We start from the raw sequence: 24,513 nt of genomic DNA on the forward strand, positions 1-24,513 counted from the left end.
ACCATCAGCAGAGACAGGTTCACCAAGTCACCCTCCTGATACCACCTCTCAGGGATAGTCTCATCTGTGAGACCAAGGAGGGCGATGGAACCGTTCATCGGCAGACAACGAGAGCTCACCGTGCTCGATCGCGCACTCGAGAAAACGGCTCGTCGTCAGTACGACCGGCCAGGACGCGCGCTTCTCGTGAGAGGACGCCGTCGCGTCGGGAAGTCCCGCCTGGCCGAGGAGTTCATCCGGCGGTCACAGGTGCCGCACCTGTACTACACGGCGACCGGACAGACTCTCAGCGCTGAGCTGCGCACCTTCACCGAAGACGTTCGCTCGTCGAACCTGCCGGCCGCGAACGTCTTCGACGACCAGCGCCCCGTCTCATGGCACGACGCGCTCGCCCTCCTGGCACGCTGCCTGCCCGAGGACTCTCCCAGCATCGTGGTCATCGACGAGCTGCCGTACCTGATCAAAGCTGATCCCACGCTGGAGGGCGTGCTGCAGAAGCTCTTCGACAAGGAGTTCTCCCGACGACCGGTCCTGCTGCTTCTCATCGGCTCGGATTTGTCCATGATGGAGGCGATCAACACCTATGGGCGTCCTTTCTACCAGCGGGCCGCCGACTTCGTGATCGGCCCGCTGACTCCGTACGACGTCGGGCAAGCACTCGATCTGTCTCCCGCCGACGCGTTCGACGCTCATCTGATCTCCGGCGGACTGCCGATGATCTGTGAGGAGTGGCCCAGGGGCGCTTCGCCCTGGACCTATCTGGATCGGGCGCTCCAGGATCCGCTCTCAGCACTGATCGTCAGCGGAGAACGTGCTCTGGCTGCCGAGTTCCCGCCGGAAGCGCATGCCCATCAGGTCCTCAAGGCCATCGGATCGGGCCAGCGGACGCATTCCAACATCGCGGCCGCGACACAGGAGATCCCCCGCGCGACCATGAACCGCGCACTCCAGTTCCTCCTCGAGAAACGCATGATCGCCGTGGAACGGCCGCTGTCGACGCGTCCCTCCCGGGACACGCGCTACCGCGTGATCGACTCACATCTGCGGTTCTGGATCTCGTTCATCGGGACTCGCATGACGGACATCGAACGTGACCGGGGAGACCTGATCCTGGAGCGTATCCGCCGCTCATGGACGACCTGGCGAGGAACGGCCATCGAGCCCGTGATTGCGGAGAGCATGCGTCGCATGGACGGCCTGCCCGAGGACACCGGCGCGATCGGCGGCTACTGGACCCGCACCAACAACCCCGAGATCGACCTGATCGGCGCCGACCGGGAGCCCGTCGCCAAGAAGATCACCTTCGTCGGATCCGTGAAGTGGCTGGAGAACCGTCCCTTCGACCACCACGACCTGAGCGAGCTCATCGTCCACCGCTCCCGGATGCCGGGCGCGGACACCTCCACCCCCCTCTACGCCGTCGCCCGCAGCGGCTGCGAGGTGGACGGCGTCACGCACATCACCCCGGAACACCTGCTGGACGCCTGGCGCTGAGCAGGACGCCCAGCGCCGGCGCCCGGTCAGGCCAGGCGGAACTGCAGGCCGGTGTCCCACTCGTGCAGGTCGGGCTGCACGCGGGGATCCGTCTGGAACAGCTCCAGGCGGCACCCCCAGTGCTCGGCCCCGTCCTTCTCCGTCATGTCCCAGGCCAGCCCCTGCTCCTCGCCCCATTTCAGCAGCGCCTCGACGACGCCGAAGAGCTGGTCGGGATGGCCGTGGTGGGTGACGGTGGCGTACCGTCCGGCGGGCAGGACGGCGGCGAAGAGGTCGCCCTCGCCCTCCAGCGGCGCCGCGACCGGCACACCGGCCTGCACCACCAGCCGGTCGGCCGCCAGGTCGACGCTCTCGTAACGCAGGAACGGCGCCCCCGCCGAGTGCGCGCCGCGTTCGGCCAGCCAGCCGATGATCTCTCCGATGCGGTCCGCGACCAGCCCGAAGGTGGTCATGGTGATGGTGCCGCGCACCCCGATGTACGGGCGGTCGGGAAACTCGATGATCTGTGGCATGTTTCCTCCTTCACCCCTTCAGTACGGTGCGGGGCCCTGAAACTCATCGGCACTATGGCAATTTTTCAGGCCTTGGGGTAACGTCCGGGAGAAAGCGGGCGACCGAACGTTCGGTAGGTACATGATCATCAGCAATCTCACCGACCGCGACCACGACGCCGGCGAGCGGATCAGGACGGCGGCCGTGCTGCTGTTCGCGCGGCAGGGCTACGCGGCCACCGGCATCAGAGACCTCGGCAGAGCGGTCAACATGACCAACGCCGGCATCTACCACCACGTCACCAGCAAGCAGGCCCTGCTGGCCGACCTCATGCGGGCCGGCCAGCGCGGCCTCATCGACTCCACCGAGCGCCTGCTCGCCCCCCACAGCCGTCCCGCCGACCGCCTGGCCCTGCTCATCGGCTCGCTCACCGCCGTCCACGCCCGCAACCCCATGACCACCCGCGTCATGGACGGCGAGCTGCGCTCGCTCACGCCCGGCTCGGCCGCTCACGACGAGATCATCGGCCTGCGCGACGCGTACGAGGCCCACTGGAAGGACGCGCTGGCCGACGGGGTGGCCGAAGGCGTGTTCCGCGTCGCCGACGAGCAGCTCACCCGGCTCGCCCTGATGTCCATGTGCACCGGCACCAGCGAGTGGTACCGCCCCGACGGGCGCTCCACGCTGGAGCAGGTGTGCGCCGAGTTCGTCGCGATCGGCCTGGCCGCCGTCCGCGCATCCGCCGTTCAGCCCGTCGCGACCGCCGACTTCTCCCTGCTGCCCGAGTACCCGTGGGAGCCGCTGGATGACCGAGACGATCCCCGACCTGATGAGGCACGCCGCTAACACGTACGGCGCGCGCGAGTTCCTCCGCTTCCCCACCGCCACCGCCACCGACGCCGACGTCTCCCCGACCACACTCACCTTCGAAGAAGCCGACGAGCGCTCAGACCGGATGGCGGGCGCCCTGCTCGACAAGGGCGTCCGCCCCGGCGACCGGGTGGCGATCATGATGGACAACGTGCCCGGCTGGCCGCTGAGCTGGCTGGCCGTGCTCAAGGCGGGCGCGATCACCGTGCCGGTGAACGTCCGCTACCGGGCCGCCGACCTGGAGCACGTCCTGCGCGACTCGGGCGCGGTGGCCACGATCACCACCGGCGAGCACGCCCCGCACATCCCCGGCGCCGTGCACCTTCTCGACGCCTTGCAGGACGGCACGCCCCGCCCCCTCCCCCGCCTCGCCCCCGACGATGTCGCGAATTTTCAGTACACGTCGGGGACGACGGGCTTTCCCAAGGCCTGCATGCTCACCCACGACTACTGGCTCAGGACCGCCCGCATCGCCGCCGACCAGGTCGGGCTCCGCGACGACGACGTCTTCATGATCGCGCAGGCGTACTCGTACATGGATCCCCAGTGGGTCACCCTCCTGTGCCTGATGGGCGGCGTCCCCCTGGTGGTGCTGCCCCGCTTCTCCGCCTCCGGCTTCTGGGCCTCGGCCAGGCGGGAGGGGGCGACGCTCACGTACGTGCTGGGCACCATGCCCCTCCTCCTGCACAAGCAGCCGCCGGGCCCGCACGACCGCGACAACCGCATGCGCGCGGTGCTCTGCTCGGGCATCCAGCCCGACCTGCACGCCACGTTCGAGGAGCGCTGGGGCGCGCCGTGGCGCGAGCTGTACGGCTCCACGGAGAGCGGCCCCGACCTGGTGTCGCCCCTCGACGCGACCGACACGGTCGGCACCGGCTCGCTGGGGGTCGCGCCGCCGGGCAAGGAGGTCGTGCTCGACGACGAGACCGGCGAGATCCTGGTCAGGGGCGTCCCGATGATGAAGGGCTACTGGAACCACCCGGAGGCCACCGCCGAGGCGTTCAGAGGCGGCTGGTACCACACGGGCGACCGTGGCGAACGCGACGAGCAGGGCCACCTGCGTCACGTCGGGCGGATCAAGGACATGGTCCGCAGGGGCGGCGAGAACATCTCCTGCGCCGAGGTGGAGCGCGTGCTCGCCGAGCATCCGGCGGTGCTGTCGGCGGCCCTGGTCCCCGTGCCCGACGAGCTGTGGGGCGAGGTGCCGAAGGCGTTCATCCAGCTCCGTCCCGGCCACCCGGCCACCGAGGACACCGCCATGAGCGTGGCCGGGCACGCCCGCAGCCGCCTGGCCCGCTTCAAGGTCCCGGCGTACGTGGAGTTCGTCGAGGAGTTCGCGCTGACCCCGTCCGCCCGCATCGAGAAGCGCCACCTCCTGCGGCCCGGACGCGACCAGCGGGCCGCCCCCGCCATCCAGATCCCGCAGACCGGCAAGGAGCAGCGATGATCGACGTGACCGTACGCGACGAGGTGGCCCTGATCACCCTCGCCCGTCCCGAGAAGCTGAACGCCCTCACCGCCGCCATGCGCGCGGACCTGGCGGCGGCCGTGCGCGAGCACGGCGCGAGCGCCAGAGGCATCGTGGTCACCGGCACCGGCCGGGCGTTCTCGGCCGGGGAGGACATCCACCAGGCCGTCGGCCGGTCGCTGGTCGAGGAGGTGGCGCTGTTCCACGACATGACCAGGGCCGTGCTGGAGACGCGCGTGCCGGTGGTGGCGGCGGTCAACGGGCTGGCCGTGGGCGGCGCCGCCGAGTGGACGCTCTGCTTCGACCTGCGCATCGGCACCGAGACGGCCGAGTACTTCTTCCCGGAGAACCACATCGGCCTGTCGATCTCCAACGCCGCCAGCCTCCTGCTCCCCCGGCTGGTCGGCGGCAGGGCGCTGCGGACGGTGCTCGACTCGACCAGGATGAGCGCCCGCGACGCCCTGGCGGCGGGCCTGCTGGACGAGATCGTGCCCGCCGGGAAGCTGGTGGAGGCGGCGATCGCGCGCGTGCACCACTGGACCGCCCCCGGCACGGCCACCGCCGCGCACCTGGCCCTGCTGCGGCCGTCACTGGCGGACGTGGAGCGGGCCTTTCAGGTGGAGACGGAGGCGGCCGAGCAGGTGGAGGCCTCGGGCATCGCCCAGGCGGGCATGGCCGCGTTCGTCAGCAGAAGCAGGCCTCAGGGGATGACGGCGGCGACGACCACCAGCGCGAGAGCGGCCACCAGCACCCCGATCGAGTCGTAGGCCCAGCTCACCCGGGCGGGCGCCGCGTCCTGGCCGCGGCGCCTGGCCGACTCGGACCGCTCGCGGATCTGGTCGCCCACCCAGTCGGCGTGCGTCTTTCCGGCGAACGCCTCCATCGCCGCCTGCTCGCCCCTGGACAGCGTCGGCTCGGCCTGGAACCGGCCGCGCCGCTGCGTGGGCGTGCCGCGCCGCTGCGCCTTGGCCCGCTCGCGGGCGCTGCTCATCGGCGTCCACAGCCGCAGCGCCCGCTCCTCGCCGTGCCGCACGGTGATGGCGTGCGACACCGTGACGTCCTCGACGGACGCCCACGGCAGCACGGTGGTGCGCAACGGGTTGCGCCCCACCAGCGCCTCCTCCGTGAAGACGGTGGCGGGGCGCAGCGCGACGGCGTAGACGAGCGCCGTCAGCACCCCGAGCACGGCCAGCGCGATGAGCGACGGCTTGCCGTTGAAGCGCACGATCAGGTCCCAGACGTTGAACGCGACGAACGCCAGCCACACCCACGCCAGCACGAACGCCGTCTTGGACCGGTAGGTGTGCTTCACGGCTGCCACTTGATCTGCTGGAACCCCGGCTTGATCACACCGTTGATCAGCGCCAGCCGCTCGTCGAACGGGATGAACGCCGACTTCATCGCATTCACCGCGAACCACTGCAGGTCGTCCCAGCCGTAGCCGAACGCCTCCACCAGCTTGTGGAACTCCAGCGACACGCTCGTCGAGCTCATCAGCCGGTTGTCGGTGTTGACCGTGACGCGGAAGTGCAGCCGCCGCAGCAGCCCGATCGGGTGGTCGGCGATCGACACGGCGGCGCCGGTCTGCAGGTTGGAGGTGGGGCACATCTCCAGCGGGATGCGCTTGTCGCGGACGTACGCGGCCAGCCGGCCCAGCTTGGCGGTGCCGTCGCCGGCGACGGAGATGTCGTCGATGATGCGCACGCCGTGACCCAGCCGGTCAGCGCCGCACCACTGGATGGCCTGCCAGATCGACGGCAGCCCGAACGCCTCGCCGGCGTGGATGGTGAAGTGGGCGTTCTCCCGCTGGAGGTACTCGAACGCGTCCAGGTGCCGGGTGGGCGGGTAACCGGCCTCGGCGCCCGCGATGTCGAACCCCACCACGCCGCCGTCGCGGTAACGCACGGCCAGCTCGGCGATCTCCCTGGAGCGCGCCTGGTGCCGCATGGCGGTCAGCAGCGTGCCCACCCGGATGCGCTGCTGACCCCCGGGGCCCCGCGAGCCCTGCTCGAACCCCTCCAGCACCGCCTCCACCACCTGGTCCAGGCTCAGGCCCTTGGTGGTGTGCTGCTCGGGCGCGTACCGCACCTCGGCGTAGACGACGCCGTCGTCTGCCAGGTCCTGCGCGCACTCTGCGGCCACGCGGACGAGCGACTCGCGGCTCTGCATGACGGCGACCGTGTGGTCGAACGTCTCCAGGTAGCGTTCGAGCGACCCCGAGTCGGAGGCCTCCTCGAACCACTGGCGCAGGTTGTCGGGGTCGGTGGTGGGCAGCCGGTCGTAGTCGCTCTCCCTGGCCAGGTCGACGATCGTCTCGGCGCGGAGACCGCCGTCGAGGTGATCGTGCAGCAGGACCTTGGGAGCCCGCCGGATCTCGTCTAGCGTGGGGCTCATCTGGCCATGATATGAGCATGACCCACTCGCGCGGCCAGGGCGGCTCGTCGCGATTGAAAGGCCGCCGATCCGCGCGACCCGGCGTCAGTCCTCGCGGCCCGCCGTCAGCCGACGCGGCCTCGCCGTCAGTCCTCGCGGCCCGCCGTCTCCGGGGAGAACGCGGGCAGGCACACCGCGATGTACTCCGCCCCCTCCGGCCCGACGCTGTAACGCACCTTCTCCCCCGCCGCCGTCACCACGGACTGCCCCGCCTCGACCCGGGTCGTCCCCTCGGCGTGCTCGACGAGCACCGTCCCGCGCAGCACCACGGTGTACTCGGTGAACGACGGCCGCTGCGCCGGCTCCTCCCACCCCGGCGGGGCGGTCATGTGGGCGATGGAGACCGCCTCGTCGCCGCTGTTGACGCGGCCGATGTGCTCGTCGATGAGCTTTCCGCCAGGTACGGGGATGCGGGCCGGGCCCTCGATCTTTCTCACCACGGACGTCAGTGTGCCACGTCGAGGACGAGCCGGCTCGGCGAGCCCTTCTCGGTGACCTGGAACGGCGCCCGCCTGCCCAGCACCAGCCCGATGCCGACGCGTCCCTCGAAGTCGCCGGTCCTGACGACGCCGGTGAGGTTGTCGAGCCCGGCCTGGTAGACGGGCCCGCCCGCCCAGGTCGGCCGCCCCTGGTCGTCGTGGGCGTTCGCGGGGAAGAGGGTGAGCTGGAGGTAGGCGCCGCCGTGCACGCCGAGGGGCTTGCCTGAGCCGTCCTGGACGAACTCGTCCACCCATTTCACGCTATATCCCGGGATATCTCCCTTGAGGTCCACGACCAACCGGTCATAGGTTGCGTGGGCGGCGTACCGCACGGCCGTCACGACGGCGGGCTCCATCCCGGGCCGCTCGACGTCCACCTCGGTGGTGCTGGTCGGCGTGCCGGGGGTGGCGGTGGCGCTGGAGGTCTGCCGGGGCAGGGTGCCGGCGGTCTGCTGGGCGGTGCCGCATCCGGCGAGCAGGACGGAGAGGCAGGCGAGCGGGGCGACCACGCGAGCCAGCGGCCGGCCACGGGGCGGGGATGACGAGCGCATGCCCGGTAGATGCCCCGGCGTGCGGGGCCGCAAGCGGCGTTTCCGCAGTTCATCGCGGGGTTCGGTGCGCCTCTACCTTGATCGACCCACAAGGAGTCATATACGTGAGCAAGTCCAATGATTTATCCATCTTCCTGGGTGATTACGGGCCTTCGTTCGTCCGCACCGCGTACCTGCTGACCGGCGACCAGGACCGCGCCAGGAGCCTGGCGATCGACTCGCTGGTGAAGGTGTGCCGCCGCTGGACCGCCGTCCGCGCCAACGGGCCCGCCCTCGTCGTGCTGAGCGAGCTGTACCGGCGGTTCCTGGCCGCCGACGTGCCGCCGCCCGCGACGTACCCGCTGGGCGTGCTGCCGCCCAGGACCCGCGCCGCCTTCGTCGCCCGCCACCACGACGCGCTGCACCCGCAGCAGGTGGCGACGATGACCGGCGTGTGGACAGGTGACCTGGACAGGGAGCTCCACCAGGCCCACGCCCACCTCCAGGCCACCCACCCCGAGCTCTTCCCCGCCGCCCCGCAGCCCCCGTCCGAGGCGGCTGCGCCGCCCGAGGAGCACGAGGTCGCACCGTCCGGGGAACACCACCCCGGATGGGCCACGCCGTTCGAGGAACGCGATCCAGGACAGGCGGCACCGCCCGAGGAACAGCGTCCCGAGTGGGTCGCGCCGTTCGAGGAGCGCGCGCCCGGGCAGGCGGCGCCGTCCGGGGAACACCACCCCGAGTGGGCCGCGCCGTTCGAGGAACGCGATCCCGGGCAGGCGGCGCCGTCCGGCGAACACCGACCCGAGTGGGCCGCGCCGTCCCCCCAGCACGCGGAGCCGCACGCACGCGACGGCGCCGGGCCGCGCGGCGGGCTGGTCGCCCTGGTCACCGCCCTGCCCGCCACGCACACCGACGTGGCCGGCGCGGTCCTGGCCCGCATCACCAGGGGCCGCAGGATCCGCGTGGCCACCTGGACGACCGTGTCGGTGGGCACGCTGAGCGCGTTCGTGGCCCTGGTCGTGGCGGGTGTGAACTCGATGGCCACCACGTTCGAGCAGGCGATGACCTCGCCGACCAGCTCGTACACGCCGCCCTCCGTGGAAGAGGAGGAGGCGGAGCTGCCGGGCCTGCTGCCGGCCAAGCTGGACGACCCGATCCAGTACGCGTGGCAGGGCTACTGCCGCAGCGAGGGCGAGAACAACGCGAACGACCCCCGGCCCTGCGCCCAGTGGCGGCTGCAGACGACGTCCGGCAACGAGTGGCGGCTGGGCGGCGCGCGGGCCGGCTACGACGAGGACAGCGGCGTCACCATGCCCCTGGCCATCAGCCAGGACGGCCGCCGCCTCGCCTACCGGCAGCTCACCGGCCAGTACGCGGTCCGCGACCTGCCCACAGGGGTCGTCAAGCTCATCGACGTCAGGGACGCGCAGGTCGCCCCGCACCTCACGGTCTCACCGAACGGCCGCTTCTTCTCTGTGGACTTCGGCCTGTCCGACGGGGCCACGCTCGATTTCGACACCGGCGTCACCCACTACGAGTACGGCCAGGAGGTGCACATCCTGGGGGTGACCGACGACGGGACGCGGGCGGTCGCCCAGCAGCGGAACGTCTCGGACGTGCCCGGCCACGCCTCGCTCACCACGTTCCACCTGAACGGCCTGACCGCCCTCGAAGGCGGCTACCGCATCGACCCGGGTCTCATCGACCTCGGCGGCGCCGTGTCCCCTGACGGCCGGACGCTGGCCCTGATCACGGCGGACTCCGAGCTCGTCACGATGGACGGCCGCACCGGCCGCATGGGCGGGCCGCGCACGGACCTCTCCGACTACGACCTGATCGCCGTCGAGCGCTGGGTCCGCGAGGACGAGGTGCTGGTGCGGTCCTGGGACGACGACGACTACGTGGCGCTGACCAAGGTGAACGTGAAGTCGGGCGACATCACGGAGGTGACAGGCGACTGGGTCGAGTGGCTCGACTACGGGTCCCCGCTGGGCGCGGTCAGGCCGTAGGGAAGGGCCCCACCGGGGGTTCCGGCGGGGCCCTGGTTCAGACGGTCTCGTAGACCCGCGTGTTCTCGGCGGGGACGGCCTTGCGGGCGCGCAGTCCCGTCGCCGAGATGGCCAGCCCGACCAGGGCCAGCACCAGCGACACCACGATGGCCGCGCGCAGCGAGCCGATGGACAGCGTCTCGCCGCCGCCCGAGGTGAGCACGGCGGTCACCACGGCCAGTACGATCGCGCCGCCGACCTGGCCTGAGGTGTTCAGCAGGCCGGAGGCCAGGCCCTGCTCGTCGTCGTCCACGCCGTTGGTGGCCTGGATGTTGAGCGAGGGGAACGACAGCGCGAACGCGATGCCCAGCAGGATCATGCCGGGGATCACCAGGCCGCCGAGGCTGGGGGTGCGGTCGATGCCGAGGAAGATCGCGTACCCGCCGGCCAGTGCGGCGGCGCCGATCACGATCAGCTTGCCGGTGCCGAACCGGTCGGCGAAGTCGCCCATCTTGGTGGAGGTGACGGCGACGAGCAGGCCGGCGGGCAGGAACGCCATGGCGGTGCCGAGTGCCGACCAGCCGAGCAGGTTCTGGAAGTACTGCATGGCCACGAACTGGAAGGCCACGTACGAGCCCATGAGGATGAGCAGCCCCAGGTTGGCCCGCACGATGTGGCCGGAGCGCAGGATGCCCAGCCGCACCAGCGGGTGGCGGGTGCGCAGCTCGGCGAGGACGAACAGGCCGAGCAGGGCGGCGACGCCCACCAGCGAGCCGATCGTCTGGAGCGAGGCCCAGCCGGCCTCGGGCGCCTGCACGACGGTGAAGACGAGCAGCAGCATCGACGCGGTGATCGTCACGGCGCCAACCAGGTCGTGGCCGCCCTCGGCCCGCTCCTCCCGGCCCTTCGGCAGCAGCTTCAACGCGGCCACCAGCGCGATCACGGCGACGGGCACCGGCATGAGCAGCGTCCACCGCCAGCCGATCTCGGTCAGCAAGCCGGACAGCACGAGGCCGAGCGAGTAGCCGCTGGCGCCGCAGGCGGTGAAGATGCTCAACGCCTTGTTGCGCTCGGGGCCCTCGGGAAAGGTCGTCGTGATGATCGACAAAGCGGCGGGCGCGGTGAACGCGGCGGCCACGCCCTTGATGAACCTGGCCGCGATCAGCAAGCCGCCGTCGTCCACGACACCACCGAGCAACGACGCCACGGCGAAGACGCCGAGCGCGGCCAGGAACACCCTGCGCCGCCCCAGCAGGTCGGCGGTCCTGCCCCCGAGCAACAGAAGACCGCCATAGCCGAGCACGTAACCGCTGACAACCCATTGCAAGGAGGACGTGGTCAGGCCCAGGTCGTGCTGGATGGCGGGGAGGGCGACACCGACCATCGAGACGTCCAGGGCGTCAAGAAAGATCACTGCGCAGAGCACGGCGAGCGCGCCCCAGCGGGATGAGGAAGAGGACATGGGTCAGAACAATACATGCACACACATCTAATGCAAGTGCATTTAATGCCGTTGCATGAGTTTTCCCGAAGTGGTAACCTCCGCGACATGGACGAGCGGTTCGTGGTCGACACCTGGCACTACGTCCTGGCCAAACACGCGCAGGCCATGTGCAGGCTGGAGCGCGAGCTGGGCGACCGGCACGGCCTGGGGCCCAGCGAGTTCGAGGTGCTGGATCGGATCGTGCACCACGACAGGAAGCTCCGCATCCAGGAGCTGTGCGAGGAAGTCCACCTCAGTCAGAGCGCGCTCTCGCGCGTGGTGGCCCGCCTGGAGAAGGCCGCGCTCGTCACGCGCGGCGTGTGCGACAGCGACAGGCGGGGGGTGTTCGTCTGCATCACGGACGACGGGCGCGCCCGCCACGCCGAAGCCCTGCCGACGCAGCGGGCGGTGCTGGCCGAGGTGTTCGCCGACACCCCGGCCCCGCTGACTCCGGCCCGCTGACTCCGGCCGCCCGATGACCCCGGCCCGATGACTCCTACTGTGCGGTGATCCGGTCGATGACGAGGGGCAACTGCTCCCCGACCGCCTCCCCCACCGCGTAACCGCCCTCCAGCGCCTCCAGCGCCCGCTCGAAGCGGGACGTCTCGTCGGCGTGCAGCGTCATCAGCGGCTGCCCCGCCCGCACCAGATCACCCGGCTTGGCGTGCAGCTCGATCCCGGCCCCGAACGAGACCGGGTCCTCCTTACGCGCCCGCCCGGCGCCCAGCCGCCAGGCGGCCAGCCCCACGGCGTACGCGTCCAGCCGGGTCAGCACCCCCGAGCCGGGCATCTCCACCGTCATCGTCTCGGCGGCCCTGGGCAGCAGCGCGTCCGGGTCGCCGCCCTGCGCGGAGATCATGCGCCGCCACGCGTCCATGGCCGACCCGTCCTCCAGCGCCTTCTCCGGGTCCTTGCCCGAGGAGATCCCGGCGGCCTCCAGCATCTCCCGCGCCAGCCGCACGGTCAGCTCCACCACGTCGGCGGGCCCGCCGCCGGCCAGCACCTCCACCGACTCGGCGACCTCCAGCGCGTTGCCCACGGCCCGCCCCAGGGGGCGGTCCATGGCGGTCATCAGCGCGACGGTACGCACGCCCGCGTCGGTGCCGAGCGCGACCATGGTCTCGGCCAGCTCACGAGCCGCCGGGACGGTCTTCATGAACGCCCCCGAGCCGACCTTCACGTCCAGGACCAGCGACCCCGTCCCCTCGGCGATCTTCTTCGACATGATCGACGAGGCGATCAGCGGGATCGACTCGACGGTGCCAGTGACGTCCCGCAGCGCGTACAGCTTCTTGTCGGCGGGCGCCAGCCCCGACCCCGCCGCGCACACCACGGCCCCGGCGGAGCGCAGCACGCCGAGCATCTCGTCGTTGGAGAGCGAGGCCCGCCAGCCGGGGATGGACTCCAGCTTGTCGAGGGTGCCGCCCGTGTGCCCCAGCCCCCGCCCGGAGAGCTGCGGCACGTACGCGCCGCACGCCGCCACCAGCGGAGCCAGCGGCAGCGTGATCTTGTCGCCGACGCCGCCCGTCGAGTGCTTGTCGGCCGTCGGCCGGTCGAGCGCCGACCAGTCCATGCGCTCGCCCGAGCGGATCATGGCCTGCGTCCAGTCGGCGATCTCCCGGCGGTCCATGCCGTTCAGCAGGATCGCCATGGCCAGCGCCGACATCTGCTCGTCGGCCACGTCGCCGCGCGTGTACGCGTCGATCACCCAGTCGATCTGGGCCGTGGTCAGCTCGCCTCTGTCGCGCTTGGCGCGGATGACCTCGATGGCGTCCATGTCACGCGCTCCCGCTGGTCTCGATGGCGGCCACCTCACGCGCTCCTGCTGAGGTCCTGCGGCCCGAACGCGTACGGCAGGATCTCGGCCATGCGCTTCGGCCCGTCCTCCGTCTCGACCAGCAGATCCTCGCCGCCGAACTCGTAAAGGAGCTGGCGGCAGCGCCCGCACGGCATCAGCAGCTCACCATGACCGTCCACGCAGGTGAACGCCACCAGCCTGCCGCCGCCCGAACGCTGCAACGCCGAGACGAGGCCGCACTCGGCGCACAGGCCCAGGCCGTAGGAGGCGTTCTCGACGTTGCAGCCCGTGACGATGCGGCCGTCGTCCACCAGCGCGGCCGCGCCGACGGGGAACTTGGAGTACGGCGCGTACGCGTGCCGCATGGCCTCGGCCGCCTCGTCCCTGAGGCCGTTCCAGTCGATGTTCAATGTTGTTCCCCCCGGCGGTAGACGACGCCGTCGGCCTTGGGCATCCGCAGGCGCTGGGAGGCGACCAGGAGCACGAGCAGCGTGAGCACGTGTGGTGTGATGAAGACGAACTCGTTCGGCAGCTTGTCGACGGTCAGCCAGAGCCAGAACAGGATGACCGCGCCCAGGACGGCCGCGGCCATCAGGGTGTACCGCTTGGTCTCCTGCCCCGCCAGGTCGTTCGTCATGAGCCTGCGCACCTGCAGCCCCACATAGATCAGCAGCAGCACCGCGCCGAACAGGAAGAACGTGGTGACGGCGGTGGAGCTGCGCAGTTGCAGGCCGTCGGCGTAGCCGAACAGCGCGGCTCCGGCGGCGAGCCCGCCGGGCCGCCAGTTGCCGAAGATCATCGCGGCCAGGCCGATGAAGCCGCGCCCCGCCGTCTGACCCTCGACGTACTTGGTGGAGACGAAGACGAGGAACACGCCGCCGAGCCCAGCCAGCGCGCCGGAGGCGACGACCGCGATGTACTTGATCAGGTAGACGTTGACGCCCAGCGACTCGGCCGCCCACGGGTTCTCGCCCGCCGAGCGCAGCCGCAGGCCGAACGAGGTGCGCCAGAGCACGAAGTACGTCAGCGGCAGCAGCAGCACCGCCAGGAGCACCAGGATGTTGATCTCGTGCGTGAGCCCGCGCACGATGCCGGCCACGTCGGACAGCAGGAACCAGTGCGTGCTCTCCAGCTTGCCGAGCAGGTCGGGGCCGTCCGAGAACACCGGCAGGCTGGGCGTCCACGTCTGCCCCGTGATGGCGGGCGAGGTGGTGATGCCCGCGCCCGCCTCCGCCGCCGGGGTGCCCTCCTTGTAGAGGACCTCCGACAGGAAGCGGGTGATGCCGGGGCCGAGCAGGTTGATGGCGACGCCGCTGATGATGTGGTCCACGCCGAACGTGACGGTCGCGATGGCGTGCAGCAGCCCGCCGAGCGCGCCGCCGATCAGCCCGGCGGCCAGCGCGGCCACGGGCCCCCACTGGTAGCCGGCCCAGCCCGCGAACCAGGTGCCGAGCACCATCATGCCTTCGAGGCCGATGTTGACCACGCCGGCCCGCTCGGCCCACAGGCCGCCGAGCCCGGCCAGGCCGATCGGCACCGCGAGCAGCAGGGCGGCGGCGAACGTGCCGGAGGAGGTGATGTCGGTCTCGCCGGACACGACCCGCACCAGCGACATCACCAGGATGAGCGCCGCGACGCCGATGAGCGCCAGATGGTACTTGCGGACCCGGGTCATGCGTTCACCTCAACCGGTGTGTTCCTGCCGAGCTGCTGGGCGGCGCGCCGCTCTTCGAGCCTGAGCGCGATCCGGTTCGTCACCTCGTTGGCCACCACGACCAGCAGCACGATCGTGCCCTGGATGATCGTGATGACGGACGGCGGGATGTCGGCGAACTGCAGAGCGCCCTGCGCCCGGTCCAGGAACGCGAACAGCAGCGCGGCGATCGCGATGCCGACGGGCTTGTTCCGGCCGAGCAGCGCCACCGCGATGCCGAGGAAGCCCAGGCCCGCGGTGAAGTTGGAGTTGTAGGCGCCCCTGTCGCCGAGGATCTCGGGCAGCCCGATGAGCCCGGCGATCGCCCCGGACAGCACCATCGCCGAGATCACCATCTTCTTCGGGTTGACGCCCGAGGCGAGGGCGGCGGGGCTGTTGAGCCCGCTGGCCTTGATGTTGAAGCCGAAGCGGGTGCGCTCCAGCACCACCCAGATCGCCACGCCGAGCACGATGGCCACGATGAGGAAGCCCCACAGGCCGCCGCCCCTGGTCGGCGGGAGGAACCCGAACCCTTCGAACAGGAAGTTCAGGTCGGGGAACATGGCCGAGTCGGGCAGCTTCGGCGTGGACACGGTCAGCTCGCCCTCCGCGCGCTGCCCCGCGAAGGGCCCGCGCACCAGGAAGGCGGCGAGGTTGATCGCGATGTAGTTCAGCATGATCGTGGAGATGACCTCGTTCACGCCCCTGGTCACCTTCATGACGGCGGGGATGAGCGCGTACAGGCCGCCGACCAGCGCCGCGACCACGATGATCACCGTGATCTGGAGAGGCGCGGGAGCCGTGAACGTGGAGCCCACGTAGGCGGCGCAGATGGCCGCGATCCTGTACTGACCCTCGACGCCGATGTTGAAGAGGTTCATGCGGAAGCCGACGGCAACCGCCAGACCGGCGATGAACAGCGGCACCGCGCGGTTGAGGAAGGTCGCGATCGAGTTGGACTGCGCCCGCGCGGCCTCGCCGAAGTCGAAGAGCGCGGTCAGCGCGGTGAGAGGTTCGCCACCGGCGATGATGATCGCCACGCTGCAGATCGCGATCGCCAGAATGACGGCGACCACGGCGCCGGCGACGGTGAGCAGCGCCCGGTTGAGCCCGGCGGGCATCACGTCTCCTCAGTGCCGGCGATGGCGCCGGTCATGTAACCGCCCAGCCGTTCGGGCGTGATGTCGGAAGGGTCGAGCGCGGCCACCAGCCGCCCCCGGTAGATCACCTGGATGGTGTCGGACAGCCCGATCAGCTCGTCCAGGTCGGCCGAGATGAGCAGCACCGCGAGTCCGGCGGCGCGCGCGTTGCGCAGGTGGTCCCAGATGGCGGCCTGGGCGCCGACGTCCACGCCGCGGGTGGGGTGGGCGGCGATGAGGAAGGCGGGGTCGCCGCTCATCTCGCGGCCGACGATGAGCTTCTGCTGGTTGCCGCCGGACAGGGCGAGGGCGAGGGTGTCCACGCCGGGCGTGCGCACGTCGTAGTCGCGGACGATGCGCTCGGTGTCGGCCTTGGACGCGCGCCGGTCGACCCAGATGCCGTTGCGGGCGGGCTTCCTGGTCTGGTGGCCGAGCACCCGGTTCTCCCACAGCGACGCCTCCAGGAGCAGGCCCTGGCGGTGGCGGTCCTCGGGGATGTAGCCGATGCCGGACTCGCGGCGCTTGAGGGTGGACCAGGTGCTGATGTCCTGGCCGGCGAGCTCGATGCGGCCCTGCGCGGGCCGGATGCCCATGATGGCCTCGATGAGCTCGGACTGGCCGTTGCCCTCGACGCCGGCGATGCCGAGGATCTCGCCCTGGTGGATGTCGAAGGAGACGTCGTCGAGGAGCAGGCGCTCGCCCTCGCCCGGCATGGTGAGCTCGGCGACCTTCAGGGTGACGACGTCGGTCACGGTGGACTCGCGGGTCTCGGGCGTGGGCAGCTCGCTGCCCACCATCAGCTCGGCGAGCTGCCGCGCGGTGACGTCGGACGGGTTCACGCTGGCGACGGTGGTGCCGCGCCGGATCACGGTGATCGCGTCGGCGATGTCGAGCACCTCGTCGAGCTTGTGCGAGATGAAGATGACCGTCAGGCCTTCTGCCTTCAGCTCGCGCAGGTTCTGGAAGAGCTCCTCGACCTCCTGCGGCACGAGCACGGCCGTCGGCTCGTCGAGGATGAGGATGCGGGCCCCGCGGTAGAGGACCTTGAGGATCTCGACGCGCTGGCGGTCGCCGACGCCGAGGTCCTCGACGAGCTTGTCGGGGTCGACGCGCAGGCCGTGGGTGTCGGCCAGCTCGACGATGCGCTTGCGGGCGGCGGCCGTGTCGAGCGTGCCGAACCGTTTCGGCTCCGCTCCGAGGACGATGTTCTCCAGGACGGTGAAGTTGTCGGCGAGCATGAAGTGCTGGTGCACCATGCCGATCCCGACCTCGATGGCGTCGCTCGGCGTGCGGAAGCTGACCTCCGTGCCGTTGACCTTGATCGTCCCCTCGTCGGGCTTCTGCATGCCGTAGAGGATCTTCATCAGGGTGGATTTGCCCGCGCCGTTCTCCCCGACGATGGCGTGCACCGTGCCGGGCTGGACGGTGATGCGGATGTCGTGGTTCGCGACGACACCGGGGAAACGCTTGGTGATGCCCTCCAGCTCTACGGCGGGTTTCACCGTGGCCAGGGTGTCAGCACTCATTTCGCCTCTCCTACAGGGGGGCGGGATAGACAGAAGGCCCGAAGTCGGGACTCCGGGCCCTCAGCTGTCTCTCCTACCCCGTTTACGGCTTGGCAGGAACCGTGATCTTGCCGTCGACGATGTCCTTCTTGGCAGCGTCGAGCTTGTCCTTGATGTCGTCGATCTCGCCGCCCGTGGTGGACAGGCCCACGCCGTCGACCTTCAGGTCGTACGTGGTGTTCGTGCCGCCCTTGGCGCCGCCCTGGAAGGCCTTGATGAACTCGAACACGCCGACGTCCACGCGCTTGAGCATGGAGGTCATGATGACCGACTGCAGGTCGGTCTCCTTGACCGTCTGGCGCTGGTCGGAGTCGACGCCGATGGCCTTCTTCTTGGCCGCGGCCGCCGCCTGGAACACGCCGAGGCCGGAGTCGCCGGAGGCGTGGTAGACGATGTCCGCACCGTCCTGGTACATCTTCTCGGCCGCGACCTTGCCCTTGTCGGGGGCCTTGAAGCCGGAGAAGTCACCGTCGGGGGTGAGGTACTTGATGTCGATCTTGGCGTCCGCCTTGACCGACTTCACACCCGCCACGAAGCCCGCCTCGAACTTCTTGATCAGGTCGCTCTCGACGCCGCCGACGAAGCCGACGTGGCCGGACTCCGCCTTGGTCGCCGCGGCGACGCCCGCCAGGTAGGAGCCCTGCTCCTCGGCGAACAGCAGGCCGGTCACGTTGGGCGCGTTGGAGGCCGAGTCGACGATCGCGAACTGGATGTCGGGGTACTCCTCCGCCGCCTTCTTGACGTCCTCGGCGTAGGCGAAGCCGACCCCGATGATCGGGTTGTAGCCGGCGTCCGCGAGCTGGCGGAGCAGGTCGCCGCGGTTGGAGCCGTCAGCGGACGGGCTGAGCTCCTTGATCTCCGCACCGAGGTCCGTCTTGGCCTTCTCCAGGCCGGCGTAGGCCGAGTCGTTGAAGGACTTGTCACCGCGCCCGCCGACGTCGAACGCGAGACCCACCTTGAGGTCGCTCTTCGGCGCCTCGCTGCTCGCCGCGCCGGTCGGCTCCTGGCTGGCTGCCGTGGTCCCCCCACCGCCGCCACCGCAGGCGGCCGCCGCCATGAGCAGTACGCCGGCGACCGAGCCGAGCGCCACCTTGTTGAATCGCTTGCCGAGCAAGGCGACTCCCTTCCGTTTCCCCGCCGCCGATTTGGTCGCAGGCGCGACAGAACGTACGGCACCTGCACGGAAGATAGTTGCTTGACCAGGGACAACCAAACCGGGACACAGGGTCGCAACCGCTCCGTTACCGACATCACTCGCGTCCGTGACCTGAATCGCGATTCAGGCACATCGGACGCACCGGCAAAGATTTACTCAACTTTGGTGGCCGATCAGCTCTTGCCCTGAGGGCCCGTCGTGACGGAGATTCCGACCGACGGTGGAAATCTTCGTATCGGAGCCCCGCATGCACCCGTGGAGAGCCCTCTCCGTGCCGCTGGCCGCCTTACTCGTGGCGACCCTCACCGGCACCCAACCCGCCACGGCCGGCACCCCGGCCATCAAGATCGAGAACAACGCGACCCAGCCGATCTTCTCCAGGGCGGACGCCATCCAGCAGACGGTGTTCGTCGAGGTCGCGGGAACCGACAGCGACCACGACGGCGTCAACGACCGGGTCGCCGTGGACATCCTGCGCCCCAAGGAGACCGACCAGGGCCTCAAGGTCCCGGTGATCATGGAGGCGAGCCCCTACTACGCCCCCGGCAACGACGTCGCCAACCACCCCGTGGACGTGGACGAGAACGGCGTCCCCCTGCCCGCCATGACCGCCCTGTCGGCCAAGCTCGACGCCGCCGGCCCGTTCGACAGCTACTACGACAACTACTTCGTGCCCCGCGGCTACGCCGTCGCGCTGGTCGAGAACCTCGGCAGCGCCCGCGCCACCGGCTGCCCCACCTCGGGCGGCCGCAACGAGACCGCCGGGCCGAAGGCCGCCATCGACTGGCTGAACGGCCGCGCCAAGGGCTTCGACGCCGCCGGCAACCCCGTCGAGGCCACCTGGTCCACCGGCAAGGTCGGCATGATCGGCGTCTCGTACAACGGCACCCTGCCCAACGCCGTCGCCGCCACCGGCGTGCGCGGTCTGGAGACGATCGTGCCGATCGCCGCCATCTCCAGCTGGTACGACTACTACCGCGCCAACGGCGGCGTCCTGGCCCCCGGCGGCTTCCAGGGCGAGGACCTCGACGTGCTCGCCAAGTACGTCCTGACCAGACAGAACGGCCAGGAGGCGTGCGGCGACGTGATGGACGAGCTGACCGCCACCCAGGACCGGATCACCGGCGACTACAGCCCGCTCTGGAACGAGCGCAACTACCTCAACGACGTGCGCAAGGTGAAGGCCAGCGTCTTCCTCGTGCACGGACTCAACGACTGGAACGTCAAGACCAAGCAGTTCGCGCAGTGGTGGTACGCCCTGTCCAAGCGGGACGTGCCGCGCAAGATCTGGCTGCACCAGGGCACCCACATGAGCCCCTTCAACCTGCGCACCGCCGAGTGGCTGCGCCAGCTCCACGGCTGGTTCGACCACTGGCTGTACGGGATCGACTCGGGCATCATGCGCGAGCCGCAGGCCGACGTGGAGGGCACGGTCGGCCAGTGGGCCCAGTACCCGTCCTGGCCGCTGCCCGGCTCGGCCACCGTCCCCCTCTACCCGGGCTCCGGCTCCACCCTCGGCCTGGTCCCGCGCCCGCGCTCGGCCCCTGAGACGTTCGTCGACCAGAACGTCAGAACGGCCGAGAACCTGGTGGAGGCGGTGGGCGCCGATCCGAACCGGCTGGCCTACACGACCGGCGCGCTCCCCGCCGACGTGCGGATCTCGGGGACGCCGACCGTGTCGGTGCGGGCCTCCTTCAAGGCCGGGGCCTCGCCGTACCTGACGGCGCTGCTCGTGGACTACGGCACCGACGTCCGCCCGAACGGGACCCTCGTCTCCACGGGGCAGACCTACTGCTACGGGCAGGGGGTGCCGGGGGACACCGGCTGCACCCTGCTCCGGACGCTCGGGACCTCCACCACCGCGTACAAGATCGTCACGCGGGGGTGGCTGGACGTGCGCAACCGGCATCGCCTGGATCGCAGCGAGCCCGTGAAGGCCGGTAAGGAGTACAGCTTCTCGTGGGACTTCCAGCCCACCGACTACCTGTTCAAGAAGGGGCACCGGCTGGGGCTGGTGATCATCTCCACCGACTACGACTACACGTTGCGGTATCCGGCCGGCACCCAGGTCACCGTGTCGCCGGGCAAGTCGGCGCTGCGGCTTCCCGTCGTGCTCGGCCGCCTGCCCTGACGCGCCGCCCGTAGCCCCGTGCGGTGGGTGCACTACCCTCCCACCGCACGGGCCGGCGTCCTTTTGGGCAGGGACGGCACGCCGCGTCGCAGGTAGCTAGGCAGCACGCGCCGTCGCAGGCAGGCAGCACGCGCCGCCGCCACGCCATCGCCACCGAGCGACCGCGCCCCGCAACGCAGCCCGCCACCACGCCGCCGCAACCCGCAGCGCAGCCACGCCGCCACGCACCCCGCCGCTGCCGAGCCGACGCGTCCGGCAGCGCAGCCCCGCAGCCGCACCGCCGCCGAGCCGCCACGCCCGGCAGCGCAGCTCCGCGTCAGCCACGCCGCCGCCGAGCGGTCGCGTCCCGCAGCGCAGCCCCGCCTCCCCGCCGCCGTATCCCGCAACGCCTCACGCCGCGGCGGCCCCCGTAAACACCGAAACCCCCGCCGAGGGACGGCGGGGGTTCGAAGGGGGTGGGTCAGGCCAGTGCGGAGGTGATGGAGTCGAGCGGCCCGACCTCCCACAGCGCCGTGAGCGCCGTGGCCGCCATCACCCGCACGCCCATCCCGATGGCCTTCTCATCGACGTCGAACGTCCCCTGATGGATGTCGTACGTCACCCCGTCGGGCGACCGGGTGCCCAGCCGCGCGAACGCGCCCGGGATCGACTCCAGGTACCAGGCGAAGTCCTCGCCGCCCAGCGACTGCTGGGTGGGCACGACGGCTCCGGCGCCGAGGGCCCGCTCGGCGGCCTCGGCCAGCATCTCGACGCTGACCTCGTCGTTGACCACGGGCGGCACCCCGCGGGTGTAGTCCATGGTGGCCTCGATGCCGTACGCGCTGGCGACCGACTCCAGCAGCGACTTGATCAGGTCGGGTGCGGCGTGCCAGGCGTCCTCGTCGAGGCAGCGCACCGTGCCGGCGGCGACCCCGTCGTCGGGGATGGCGTTGGCGGCGGAGCCGGCCTCGACGCGGCCCCAGACGAGGCTGAGGGACGAGCGCGGGTCGACGCGGCGTGACAGCGCGGCGGGCAGCTCGGTGAGGATCTTGGCGAGGGCGAAGACGAGGTCGGCGGTGAGGTGGGGGCGGGCGGTGTGGCCGCCGGGCCCGGAGACCCGCACGACGATCTTGTCGCAGGCCGAGGTGATGGGCCCGCTCCTGAGGCCGACCTGGCCGACGTCCACGCGCGGGTCGCAGTGGAGGCCGAAGATGCGGTCGACGCCGCTGATGCCGCCCTGCGCCATGACTTCCAGGGCGCCGCCTGGAAGCTCCTCGGCGGGCTGGAAGATCAGCCGCACCCGGCCGGGCAGGAGGCCCGCGGCGGCCTGCTGGGCCAGGAAGAGCGAGGTGCCGAGCAGGATCGTGGTGTGCACGTCGTGCCCGCACGCGTGGCATGATCCGGCCACGGTCGAGCGGTAGCTCACGTCCTTCTCGTCCTGCAGCGGCAGGGCGTCGATGTCGGCGCGCAAGGCGATGGTCGGCCCGTCGCCGCTGCCCACGTCGCAGATGAGCCCTGTCCCCCTGGGGAGCACCGATGGCGTCAGCCCCGCGGCGGTGAGCCGCTCGGCGATCCGCTGTGTGGTGCGGTATTCGGCGAAGGCCAGCTCGGGGTGCATGTGCAGGTCGCGGCGGAATGCCACCAGCCCCTGCTCGGTCTCCGCCAGGAACGCGTCGAGTTCCCCCCGCAGCTCACGTCCCCGCATATGTCACCGTCCCGTCCCATGCCGCGCGCCCCGCACCCTTGCCGGCCATCGCGGCTCTGCGCTCCAAGAAAAACTCTCCATCCCGCGGTGGCCACCCGGTTGAGCGGCCGCTCGGCGAATCAAAAGACACACCCACTGGTTTGGTGCGCGAGATCGTCAGCACGGGCTTCGCAGTCAACTGTCGCGATTGCCGCTGCAGCCGGGGAACACAGCGGTCGGCCGTGAGCCCGATGGCGATGCTTCGACTTTATCGCTACCGTGCCGCTTCGCGGCGGCAGATACCCCAAAAGTTGCCTGACGGCAGGCCCGTAACCGCAGGTAAGTCACGTTCCGTACGCATACGGCTGATCCGGAAATAGTCACAAGGGATCAGTAGATCGTGACCCGATGCTGTCAGTTCAAACGTGGTCAGCGATTCCGAATCCTGTCACCTTCTGTCATGGTCATCACACTTCAACGCTGGCTGCATTTGAGAAGAATGCGTGTTTCACTCGCTATATGATCACTAATATCCCGTTCGGGGAGAAGAGTGCTGGGTTGAGCATCTTCGAGCCGAGTGAGGGGACCCTGGTGGTCGTGCCCTCGCTCTCCCTTCCGCAGGATGAGCTTCGCCGGATCACGGGGGCCAGGTCGTACGAGGAGCGACTGCTGTTCCTCTTACTCACGCTCCGCGAGCCCGGGGTCAAGGTGGTCTACCTCTCCTCCGCGCCCGTCGATCCCGACATCATCGACTACTACTTCGCCTTCCTGCCGGATCCGGATGACGCGGCCAAGCGTCTGACGCTGATCAGCCTCGACGATCCCTGGTCTCAGCCGTTGACCAGGACCCTGCTCGACCGGCCCGACGCCGTCGAGCAGCTGCGCGCGGCGATCGACGGCGACGCTTGGCTCGTCCCGTTCGTGCTGAGCGAGCTCGAGGAGGAGCTCGCGTCGCTACTCAACGTTCCCCTCTACGGGCCCGCGACGTCCCTTTCCTATTACGGCTCCAAGAGCGGGGCCCGGGAAGTGGGACATGAGGCGGGCGTGCCGATGGCGCGTGGCTTCGGCGACGTACGTTCCGAGCTCCAGATCGAGGAGGCCCTGGAGGCGCTGCCGGGCGAGCGGGTGATCGTCAAGCTGAACGACGCCTACTCCGGGCTCGGCAACGCGATCGTCACGAAGGCCGACAGATCGTCGATCAGCTTCTCCGCGGCCGGGGAGACCTGGGACCACTATCTGCGCAAGGTCCGGGATCGGGGGGCGGTGGTGGAGGAGTTCATCGAACATAGGCCGCTCTACTACCCCAGCGCGCTGGCTCAAATCACGCCCGGCGGAGAAGCTCAGGTGCTCGCCACGCACGATCAGGTGCTCGGCGGCCCCAACGGGCACGTCTACCAGGGCTGCACGTTCCCCGCGGCGCCCGAGTACCGCGCCGAGGTGGGCGAGTCGGCCGCGCGGATCGCGCGGATCCTGGCCGATCGCGGCGTGGTCGGGCTGTTCGGGATGGACTTCTTCGCGCTGAAGGCCGACGCCGGCTACGCGGCGCTGCTGTGCGAGATCAACCTGCGGATCGGCGGCACCACGCATCCGTTCGGCGCCGCCGTGCTGACGACCGGGGCCACCTACGATCCGGCCACCGGCCACCTCATGTCCGGAGACCAGCCGAAGTTCTACACGGCGACCGACAACTGCGCCGCCGGCTGCCTGCGCGGGCGCACGCCCGGTGAGGTGATGCGGACCGCCGACCGGCTCGGGGTCGGCTTCGACGCCCAGCGCCGCACCGGCAACGTCTTCCACCTGCTCGGCGCCATCCCCGAGCACGGCAAGCTGGGCTTCACCTCGATCGGCGACTCCCGCGAGGAGGCCGACGAGCTGCACGCGCTCACCCGGCGGCTGCTCTGCGGTCCGTGACGCGGGAGCCGCGCAGCGCGCGCCAGCCGATCACCGCCAGCACGACGCCGAGCACGATGTTCACCGCGATCAGCACCCCGTGCACCACGTAGAAGCCGGTCGGGTGGCCATCGGCCAAGTTAAACCCGAGGTTCACCCACTCAAAGATCATGAACGCGCCGAGGACGATGAGGAATACGGCGATCTTTCGTGACACATGTACCTCTCTAGCATCGAA

The 24,513-nt window shown here is 70.3% G+C and carries 22 protein-coding genes; 8 read left to right on the forward strand and 14 right to left on the reverse strand.

Going from position 1 to position 24,513, the window contains the following annotated elements; translation table 11 throughout:
* Nucleotides 1-84: 84 nt before the first annotated feature.
* Entirely contained in the window at nucleotides 85-1,494 is a 1,410-nt protein-coding gene (locus ABD331_RS30350) for an ATP-binding protein (protein ID WP_344481840.1), read from the forward strand.
* Between the two features lie 26 nt (nucleotides 1,495-1,520).
* On the opposite strand, the gene ABD331_RS30355 is transcribed toward ABD331_RS30350, so the two are convergent.
* A complete protein-coding gene (locus ABD331_RS30355; protein WP_344481843.1) occupies nucleotides 1,521-2,006 on the reverse strand; it encodes a GyrI-like domain-containing protein in 486 nt (161 codons plus the stop codon).
* Nucleotides 2,007-2,127: 121 nt separating this feature from the next.
* Between ABD331_RS30355 and ABD331_RS30360 the strand changes: the two genes are divergently transcribed.
* From ABD331_RS30360 to ABD331_RS30370, 3 genes are read left to right on the forward strand one after another with little or no spacing between them, the layout of a single operon-like run.
* On the forward strand, nucleotides 2,128-2,832 hold the full coding sequence (locus ABD331_RS30360; RefSeq protein ID WP_344481846.1) for a TetR/AcrR family transcriptional regulator: 705 nt from the start codon (nucleotides 2,128-2,130) through the stop codon (nucleotides 2,830-2,832).
* Nucleotides 2,792-4,303, forward strand: coding sequence for an AMP-binding protein (locus ABD331_RS30365; RefSeq protein WP_344481849.1), 1,512 nt, complete (start codon nucleotides 2,792-2,794; stop codon nucleotides 4,301-4,303). Before ABD331_RS30360 ends, ABD331_RS30365 begins: the two co-directional genes overlap by 41 nt.
* On the forward strand, nucleotides 4,300-5,091 hold the full coding sequence (locus ABD331_RS30370; RefSeq protein WP_344481851.1) for an enoyl-CoA hydratase/isomerase family protein: 792 nt from the start codon (nucleotides 4,300-4,302) through the stop codon (nucleotides 5,089-5,091). Before ABD331_RS30365 ends, ABD331_RS30370 begins: the two co-directional genes overlap by 4 nt.
* Here ABD331_RS30370 and ABD331_RS30375 read toward each other — a convergent pair.
* The 4 genes from ABD331_RS30375 to ABD331_RS30390 all read right to left on the reverse strand — a co-directional run bounded on the left by ABD331_RS30375 (nucleotide 5,025) and on the right by ABD331_RS30390 (nucleotide 7,787).
* On the reverse strand, nucleotides 5,025-5,645 hold the full coding sequence (locus ABD331_RS30375) for a hypothetical protein (RefSeq protein ID WP_344481854.1): 621 nt from the start codon (nucleotides 5,643-5,645) through the stop codon (nucleotides 5,025-5,027). The genes ABD331_RS30370 and ABD331_RS30375 overlap by 67 nt on opposite strands.
* On the reverse strand, nucleotides 5,633-6,718 hold the full coding sequence (locus ABD331_RS30380) for an adenosine deaminase (RefSeq protein ID WP_344481857.1): 1,086 nt from the start codon (nucleotides 6,716-6,718) through the stop codon (nucleotides 5,633-5,635). The genes ABD331_RS30375 and ABD331_RS30380 overlap by 13 nt, the downstream gene beginning before the upstream one ends.
* A 125-nt stretch (nucleotides 6,719-6,843) precedes the next feature.
* Complete coding sequence (locus ABD331_RS30385; RefSeq protein ID WP_344481859.1) at nucleotides 6,844-7,197, reverse strand: cupin domain-containing protein; 354 nt, start codon at nucleotides 7,195-7,197, stop codon at nucleotides 6,844-6,846.
* Nucleotides 7,198-7,202: 5 nt separating this feature from the next.
* Nucleotides 7,203-7,787 carry an AMIN-like domain-containing (lipo)protein gene (locus ABD331_RS30390; RefSeq protein WP_344481862.1) on the reverse strand — a complete coding sequence of 195 codons (585 nt, stop codon included), beginning with the start codon at nucleotides 7,785-7,787 and terminating at the stop codon, nucleotides 7,203-7,205.
* Nucleotides 7,788-7,891: 104 nt separating this feature from the next.
* Here ABD331_RS30390 and ABD331_RS30395 point away from each other — a divergent pair, with 104 nt between their 5' ends.
* Complete coding sequence (locus ABD331_RS30395) at nucleotides 7,892-9,778, forward strand: SigE family RNA polymerase sigma factor (RefSeq protein ID WP_344481864.1); 1,887 nt, start codon at nucleotides 7,892-7,894, stop codon at nucleotides 9,776-9,778.
* A gap of 37 nt (nucleotides 9,779-9,815) precedes the next feature.
* Here ABD331_RS30395 and ABD331_RS30400 read toward each other — a convergent pair whose 3' ends face one another.
* The gene (locus tag ABD331_RS30400; RefSeq protein WP_344481866.1) at nucleotides 9,816-11,219 is read right to left on the reverse strand and encodes an MFS transporter; all 1,404 of its coding nucleotides are present in this window, start codon (nucleotides 11,217-11,219) and stop codon (nucleotides 9,816-9,818) included.
* Between the two features lie 87 nt (nucleotides 11,220-11,306).
* Between ABD331_RS30400 and ABD331_RS30405 the strand changes: the two genes are divergently transcribed.
* Nucleotides 11,307-11,702: a MarR family winged helix-turn-helix transcriptional regulator gene (locus ABD331_RS30405; RefSeq protein ID WP_344481869.1), complete on the forward strand. Its 396-nt coding sequence runs from the start codon at nucleotides 11,307-11,309 to the stop codon at nucleotides 11,700-11,702.
* Between the two features lie 34 nt (nucleotides 11,703-11,736).
* Here the strand turns inward: ABD331_RS30405 and ABD331_RS30410 are convergent, their stop codons facing one another.
* The 6 genes from ABD331_RS30410 to ABD331_RS30435 form a co-directional block, all read right to left on the reverse strand.
* The gene (locus tag ABD331_RS30410) at nucleotides 11,737-13,017 is read right to left on the reverse strand and encodes a thymidine phosphorylase (RefSeq protein ID WP_344481872.1); all 1,281 of its coding nucleotides are present in this window, start codon (nucleotides 13,015-13,017) and stop codon (nucleotides 11,737-11,739) included.
* Nucleotides 13,018-13,052: 35 nt separating this feature from the next.
* Nucleotides 13,053-13,448 carry a cytidine deaminase gene (locus ABD331_RS30415; protein ID WP_225271502.1) on the reverse strand — a complete coding sequence of 132 codons (396 nt, stop codon included), beginning with the start codon at nucleotides 13,446-13,448 and terminating at the stop codon, nucleotides 13,053-13,055.
* A complete protein-coding gene (locus ABD331_RS30420) occupies nucleotides 13,445-14,713 on the reverse strand; it encodes an ABC transporter permease (protein WP_344481883.1) in 1,269 nt (422 codons plus the stop codon). Before ABD331_RS30420 ends, ABD331_RS30415 begins: the two co-directional genes overlap by 4 nt.
* Nucleotides 14,710-15,852 carry an ABC transporter permease gene (locus ABD331_RS30425; protein WP_344481886.1) on the reverse strand — a complete coding sequence of 381 codons (1,143 nt, stop codon included), beginning with the start codon at nucleotides 15,850-15,852 and terminating at the stop codon, nucleotides 14,710-14,712. Before ABD331_RS30425 ends, ABD331_RS30420 begins: the two co-directional genes overlap by 4 nt.
* Entirely contained in the window at nucleotides 15,852-17,396 is a 1,545-nt protein-coding gene (locus ABD331_RS30430; RefSeq protein ID WP_344481889.1) for an ABC transporter ATP-binding protein, read from the reverse strand. Before ABD331_RS30430 ends, ABD331_RS30425 begins: the two co-directional genes overlap by 1 nt.
* An 82-nt stretch (nucleotides 17,397-17,478) precedes the next feature.
* Nucleotides 17,479-18,549: a BMP family lipoprotein gene (locus tag ABD331_RS30435; RefSeq protein ID WP_344481892.1), complete on the reverse strand. Its 1,071-nt coding sequence runs from the start codon at nucleotides 18,547-18,549 to the stop codon at nucleotides 17,479-17,481.
* A 289-nt stretch (nucleotides 18,550-18,838) separates the two neighbouring features.
* Here ABD331_RS30435 and ABD331_RS30440 point away from each other — a divergent pair, with 289 nt between their 5' ends.
* Nucleotides 18,839-20,722 (forward strand): Xaa-Pro dipeptidyl-peptidase, encoded by a 1,884-nt coding sequence (locus ABD331_RS30440; protein ID WP_344481896.1) that lies wholly within the window; start codon nucleotides 18,839-18,841, stop codon nucleotides 20,720-20,722.
* Between the two features lie 460 nt (nucleotides 20,723-21,182).
* Here ABD331_RS30440 and ABD331_RS30445 read toward each other — a convergent pair whose 3' ends face one another.
* Nucleotides 21,183-22,406: a M20 family metallopeptidase gene (locus tag ABD331_RS30445; protein WP_344481899.1), complete on the reverse strand. Its 1,224-nt coding sequence runs from the start codon at nucleotides 22,404-22,406 to the stop codon at nucleotides 21,183-21,185.
* Nucleotides 22,407-22,943: 537 nt separating this feature from the next.
* On the opposite strand from ABD331_RS30445, the gene ABD331_RS30450 reads away from it, so the two are divergent.
* Complete coding sequence (locus tag ABD331_RS30450) at nucleotides 22,944-24,296, forward strand: peptide ligase PGM1-related protein (RefSeq protein WP_344481902.1); 1,353 nt, start codon at nucleotides 22,944-22,946, stop codon at nucleotides 24,294-24,296.
* On the opposite strand, the gene ABD331_RS30455 is transcribed toward ABD331_RS30450, so the two are convergent.
* Nucleotides 24,268-24,492: an SCO4848 family membrane protein gene (locus ABD331_RS30455; protein WP_344481905.1), complete on the reverse strand. Its 225-nt coding sequence runs from the start codon at nucleotides 24,490-24,492 to the stop codon at nucleotides 24,268-24,270. The genes ABD331_RS30450 and ABD331_RS30455 overlap by 29 nt on opposite strands.
* Nucleotides 24,493-24,513 lie beyond the last annotated feature (21 nt).

It is taken from the genome of Nonomuraea monospora (assembly GCF_039531895.1).
Lineage (GTDB): Bacteria > Actinomycetota > Actinomycetes > Streptosporangiales > Streptosporangiaceae > Nonomuraea > Nonomuraea monospora.

Excerpts from the sequence above, each read along its gene's own strand:
- ABD331_RS30430 (WP_344481889.1), bottom strand. The coding sequence starts at position 17,396 with ATGAGTGCTGACACCCTGGCCACGGTGAAACCCGCCGTAGAGCTGGAG.
- ABD331_RS30380 (WP_344481857.1), bottom strand. The coding sequence starts at position 6,718 with ATGAGCCCCACGCTAGACGAGATCCGGCGGGCTCCCAAGGTCCTGCTG.
- ABD331_RS30425 (WP_344481886.1), bottom strand. The coding sequence starts at position 15,852 with ATGCCCGCCGGGCTCAACCGGGCGCTGCTCACCGTCGCCGGCGCCGTG.
- ABD331_RS30445 (WP_344481899.1), bottom strand. The coding sequence starts at position 22,406 with ATGCGGGGACGTGAGCTGCGGGGGGAACTCGACGCGTTCCTGGCGGAG.
- ABD331_RS30350 (WP_344481840.1), top strand. The coding sequence starts at position 85 with ATGGAACCGTTCATCGGCAGACAACGAGAGCTCACCGTGCTCGATCGC.
- ABD331_RS30390 (WP_344481862.1), bottom strand. The coding sequence starts at position 7,787 with ATGCGCTCGTCATCCCCGCCCCGTGGCCGGCCGCTGGCTCGCGTGGTC.
- ABD331_RS30360 (WP_344481846.1), top strand. The coding sequence starts at position 2,128 with ATGATCATCAGCAATCTCACCGACCGCGACCACGACGCCGGCGAGCGG.
- ABD331_RS30420 (WP_344481883.1), bottom strand. The coding sequence starts at position 14,713 with ATGACCCGGGTCCGCAAGTACCATCTGGCGCTCATCGGCGTCGCGGCG.
- ABD331_RS30440 (WP_344481896.1), top strand. The coding sequence starts at position 18,839 with ATGCACCCGTGGAGAGCCCTCTCCGTGCCGCTGGCCGCCTTACTCGTG.
- ABD331_RS30355 (WP_344481843.1), bottom strand. The coding sequence starts at position 2,006 with ATGCCACAGATCATCGAGTTTCCCGACCGCCCGTACATCGGGGTGCGC.
- ABD331_RS30365 (WP_344481849.1), top strand. The coding sequence starts at position 2,792 with ATGACCGAGACGATCCCCGACCTGATGAGGCACGCCGCTAACACGTAC.
- ABD331_RS30410 (WP_344481872.1), bottom strand. The coding sequence starts at position 13,017 with ATGGACGCCATCGAGGTCATCCGCGCCAAGCGCGACAGAGGCGAGCTG.
- ABD331_RS30405 (WP_344481869.1), top strand. The coding sequence starts at position 11,307 with ATGGACGAGCGGTTCGTGGTCGACACCTGGCACTACGTCCTGGCCAAA.
- ABD331_RS30400 (WP_344481866.1), bottom strand. The coding sequence starts at position 11,219 with ATGTCCTCTTCCTCATCCCGCTGGGGCGCGCTCGCCGTGCTCTGCGCA.
- ABD331_RS30370 (WP_344481851.1), top strand. The coding sequence starts at position 4,300 with ATGATCGACGTGACCGTACGCGACGAGGTGGCCCTGATCACCCTCGCC.